The organism is Clostridium sp. HV4-5-A1G (genome assembly GCF_900184915.1).
GTDB classification, from domain to species: Bacteria; Bacillota; Clostridia; order Clostridiales; family Clostridiaceae; genus Clostridium_B; species Clostridium_B aromativorans.
On record NZ_FXYI02000253.1, the window covers coordinates 1 to 3,755 of the forward strand.

Annotated in this window: 4 protein-coding genes, 1 other RNA gene and 1 pseudogene; all 6 read left to right on the forward strand. The window is 34.1% G+C overall.

The window, feature by feature from the left end; all coding sequences use genetic code 11:
• Nucleotides 1–189: pseudogene (locus J5G60_RS17210) on the forward strand (dihydrolipoyl dehydrogenase); the annotation flags it as partial.
• Nucleotides 190–259: 70 nt separating this feature from the next.
• Nucleotides 260–838: a GDSL-type esterase/lipase family protein gene (locus tag J5G60_RS17215; RefSeq protein WP_236035343.1), complete on the forward strand. Its 579-nt coding sequence runs from the start codon at nt 260–262 to the stop codon at nt 836–838.
• Nucleotides 839–927: 89 nt separating this feature from the next.
• Nucleotides 928–1,291, forward strand: an RNA gene (gene rnpB, locus J5G60_RS17220) — RNase P RNA component class A.
• Between the two features lie 373 nt (nt 1,292–1,664).
• Nucleotides 1,665–2,051, forward strand: a complete 387-nt coding sequence (locus J5G60_RS17225) for a hypothetical protein (protein WP_150358921.1) — start codon at nt 1,665–1,667, stop codon at nt 2,049–2,051.
• Nucleotides 2,052–2,213: 162 nt separating this feature from the next.
• On the forward strand, nt 2,214–2,672 hold the full coding sequence (locus J5G60_RS17230) for a putative ABC transporter permease (protein ID WP_150358920.1): 459 nt from the start codon (nt 2,214–2,216) through the stop codon (nt 2,670–2,672).
• A gap of 140 nt (nt 2,673–2,812) precedes the next feature.
• Complete coding sequence (lgt, locus tag J5G60_RS17235) at nt 2,813–3,583, forward strand: prolipoprotein diacylglyceryl transferase (protein WP_150358919.1); 771 nt, start codon at nt 2,813–2,815, stop codon at nt 3,581–3,583.
• The last annotated feature ends 172 nt before the right edge of the window (nt 3,584–3,755 follow it).

Consider the following 3,755-nt stretch of genomic DNA (forward strand, 5'->3'; position numbering starts at 1 on the left):
GAAATCCTTGGTGTTCACATCATGGCACCCAGGGCCACGGATCTCATAGGGGAAGCTGCACTTGCACTGAGGCTTGAAGCTACTGTAGACGAAATAATTACTACTGTGCACGCCCACCCGACTATAGGTGAAGCTTTCAAGGAAGCTGCACTGGCTTCCCAAAACAGGACCCTTAATTCTGTAAATTAAAATCAAACTGATTTGGAATAATTCTAAGCTTTAATAATTTTTTATTAAGGCTTAGAATTATTTATTAGAGGTGATAAAATTGAAAGTAATTTGTATTGGAGATAGCCTGACCTATGGATACGGACTTAAGAGAAATGAGGTCTGGACAAATGTTCTTGGAAGAAAGCTTGGAGTTGAAGTCATAAACAAGGGTGTATCGGGAGATACTTCAGCGGGTATGCTGTCCAGGCTGTATAACGATGTTATTCTGAGTAGGCCAACGCATGCTGTGATTATGGGGGGAACCAATGATCTTGTCTGGAATTTGGATATAAGGCAAGTTATATCAAATCTGGCAACTATAGCTTTTCAACTTATGCAAAATTGTATAACGCCTGTATTTGGATTATCAGTGCCGATTTGCACTGAACTGGCTAGGAAAAATTGGGGCCTTATGTCTGATTTCAGTAACATAAACAAAAATTTAAAAGTATTGAATGATAAGGTGGTGAAATTTTCCCAAAATTATAGCATACAGGTAGTAGATCTTTATTCTCCTTTTACTGGAAGCAACGGAGAGGGTCAAGAGGAGTACTATATTGACGGGCTTCATTTAAACATTGATGGAAATGTAAAAATGGCAGATATTATTTTCAACATATTGGTTTAATTTTGTGATGGCAGTGATATCCATGGTATAAAATGAAATTTTGAAATTGCTATTGTAATATGATATCAACTGTGATATTATCAAGAACGTAAGTAAATCAGACAATCGCTGCTATAGTATTATAGGAGAGGAAAGTCCGAGCTTCACAGGGCAGGGTGCTGGGTAATGCCCAGTCAGGGTGACCTGAAGGAAAGTGCAACAGAAATATACCACTGCAGGCAGCAGAATATGACAATTTGTCATGCAGTAAGGATGGAAAGGCGAGGTAAGAGCTCACCAGCGCAGGGGTGACTCTGCGGCTGTGTAAACCCCACCTGAAGCAAGATCGAATAGGAAAGTACAAAAAAGTGGCCCGCTTTGCTTTCGGGTAGTATCGCTTGAGCCCATTGGTAACAATGGGCCTAGATAGATGATTGTCTAATACAGAACTCGGCTTAAAGATTTACTTGCCGCCTGAAAACACTGAGCTTTATGCTTGGTGTTTTTCATTTTGTTTACAAATAGTTTATCAATGTGACATTAGAATGTAACAAGTATAATATATACTTATAAATAAGTAGTTCTTAAGTATTGTCCTCTTTAAAAATAATTATAAGTGTAAATTAGTGCCTGTGGTTGCAGGGCACGATAAACTTAAATGCAACCGCAAATAGATCTCCTTTATTATTGTTATGTAAGCACCTGTTTTATAGGGTGCTTATTTTGCGTAGTAAAAAATGTGATATAATATAAAAACTCAATAGAATGTCCTTCAAAATATTTGCAAAAATCGTATATAAATATAAAACATACAATGTTATTGATTTACGAAGAGAGGAAATTAGTGATGGACAAAGACGAAAAAACTAAATATAGTGTATCTGAAATGATACAAAAATTGGAGAAAAATTCTGATTTATTATTTGTAGATAAAAGTGGAAATGCTTTTGGTGTAGGAGAGTACGGATATTTAGAAGTATCGGATATTCAGAGAATTAATATCAATGATAAGAGCTGGAAACTTGTTAAAAAAGTAATTAGCTTCAATGATGCACTTACTGAATTTAATGATCTCAATAGAGATATATATTGCAAATATGGTGGTTCATTAATGCATTATCATACCAATGATATTGATGAGTCACATTATTTGGTAAACGATAAGAATGATCCTATAAGTTCAGATGAAATATTAAATGGAACTTGGTATGTAGGTTATTCAAATAGAAGGTAAATTTTATAGAATAAGCATCCGTCATTTAGGGTGCTTATTTTGTATTTTGCATAGAGAGAAGAATGAATTAAATAGAGATTGCCAGGATATTATAGTATAAGGGTTTAATTCTACTGTATATCAAAATATTAGTAAAACTTAAGAGGAGGTGTAAAAAGTGATATGGGATACAGTTATTCCAACTTAAAAAAGGATTTAATTTTAATATTTGTAATGGGTGCTTTATACATGGTGCTTGAAGGGCTATGGAGGGGCTGGACTCATATAAGTATGCTGGTAGTAGGAGGTTTAAGTGCTTTTTTAATAGGAAGACTTAATGAACGCCCTAAATTCTATGCTAGGAAAATGTGGCAGGAATGTGTTATAGGCACTTTTATAGTTCTTGTATTGGAATTTGTAAGCGGTATACTCCTTAACATATGGTTAAAACTTGATGTATGGAATTATTCAGGCAGCTGGGGCAATCTATATGGGCAGATATGCGTACCGTGTGCATTATTGTGGTTTACACTGATGCCGCTTTGTATATATGTAGATGACTATTTGAGATATAAGCTGTTTGAAGAGGAAAGGCCAGCAGGGTTATTAAAAAATTATAAAGATCTATTTACGGGTAATTAGAAGCATTTTATATATCGAGCATTTAAGATATTGCATATTGTGCTATAATAAGATAGAAATTCTAGCGAGGAGCTGGGATTATGTTTTAATAAACAAATAGTATGGCAGATTTAAATTTTAGGAAAGGTTGTAATATACGTATGAATCCAATAGCTTTTTCCATTAATGGTTTTCAAATAAGATGGTATGGAATTATAATAGCATTAGGAATGCTGACGGCTATTTTGCTGGCCAATTCAAATTGCAAGTATAAAAAATATAATTTTGATGTTTTGATAGATGTATTTTTAGTATCTTTTCCTTTTGCCATAGTGGGTGCCAGGGCCTATTATGTTATTTTCCGATTTCCGTATTATAAGGATAATCTCATTGATATGATAAATATAAGGCAGGGTGGACTTGCAATTCATGGTGGGCTTATATTTGGTATACTGGCAGCCTATATATTCAGCAGATATAAAAAATTAAATTTTATAAAGATAATGGATTTTGTGGCCCCATCTATAGTACTTGCCCAGGCAATAGGCAGGTGGGGTAATTTTTTTAACAGTGAAGCCCATGGGGGTCCTGTTAGTTATGAATTTATAAGCAAGTTTCCACTTTTTATACAAAGGGGAATGTATATAGATGGTACGTATTATCACCCTACATTTTTATATGAGTCCATTTGGGATTTATTTGTTTGTGTTGTTTTAATTTATATATTGAGAAAAAGGTATAGAAAGGGAGCTGTAATATCAGCTTATATTGGGCTATATTCTCTAGGAAGGTTTTTTATAGAAGGACTGAGGACAGACAGTTTGATGTGGGGAAATATAAGAGTTGCCCAGTTGGTTAGCCTGATGGGAATTATATTCGGGGTGATTTATTTTGTGTATATAAGAGTTGAAAAAAACAAGGGTATATCTTGATATAGGTTATAAAAAAAGGTTGAATAAGCCTTTTTTTTAGTTCGTAATGAATATCAAGGTGACATTATCACAAGTTAATAACAGTAATTATATATAGATTGTTTACTAGTATAAGTTAAATGTATTATCTGTCTCTTAAACAAATCTCAGAGCCCACGAGAACGTACTAGAT

Excerpts from the sequence above, each read along its gene's own strand:
- lgt (WP_150358919.1), top strand. The coding sequence starts at position 2,813 with ATGAATCCAATAGCTTTTTCCATTAATGGTTTTCAAATAAGATGGTAT.
- J5G60_RS17225 (WP_150358921.1), top strand. The coding sequence starts at position 1,665 with ATGGACAAAGACGAAAAAACTAAATATAGTGTATCTGAAATGATACAA.
- J5G60_RS17230 (WP_150358920.1), top strand. The coding sequence starts at position 2,214 with ATGGGATACAGTTATTCCAACTTAAAAAAGGATTTAATTTTAATATTT.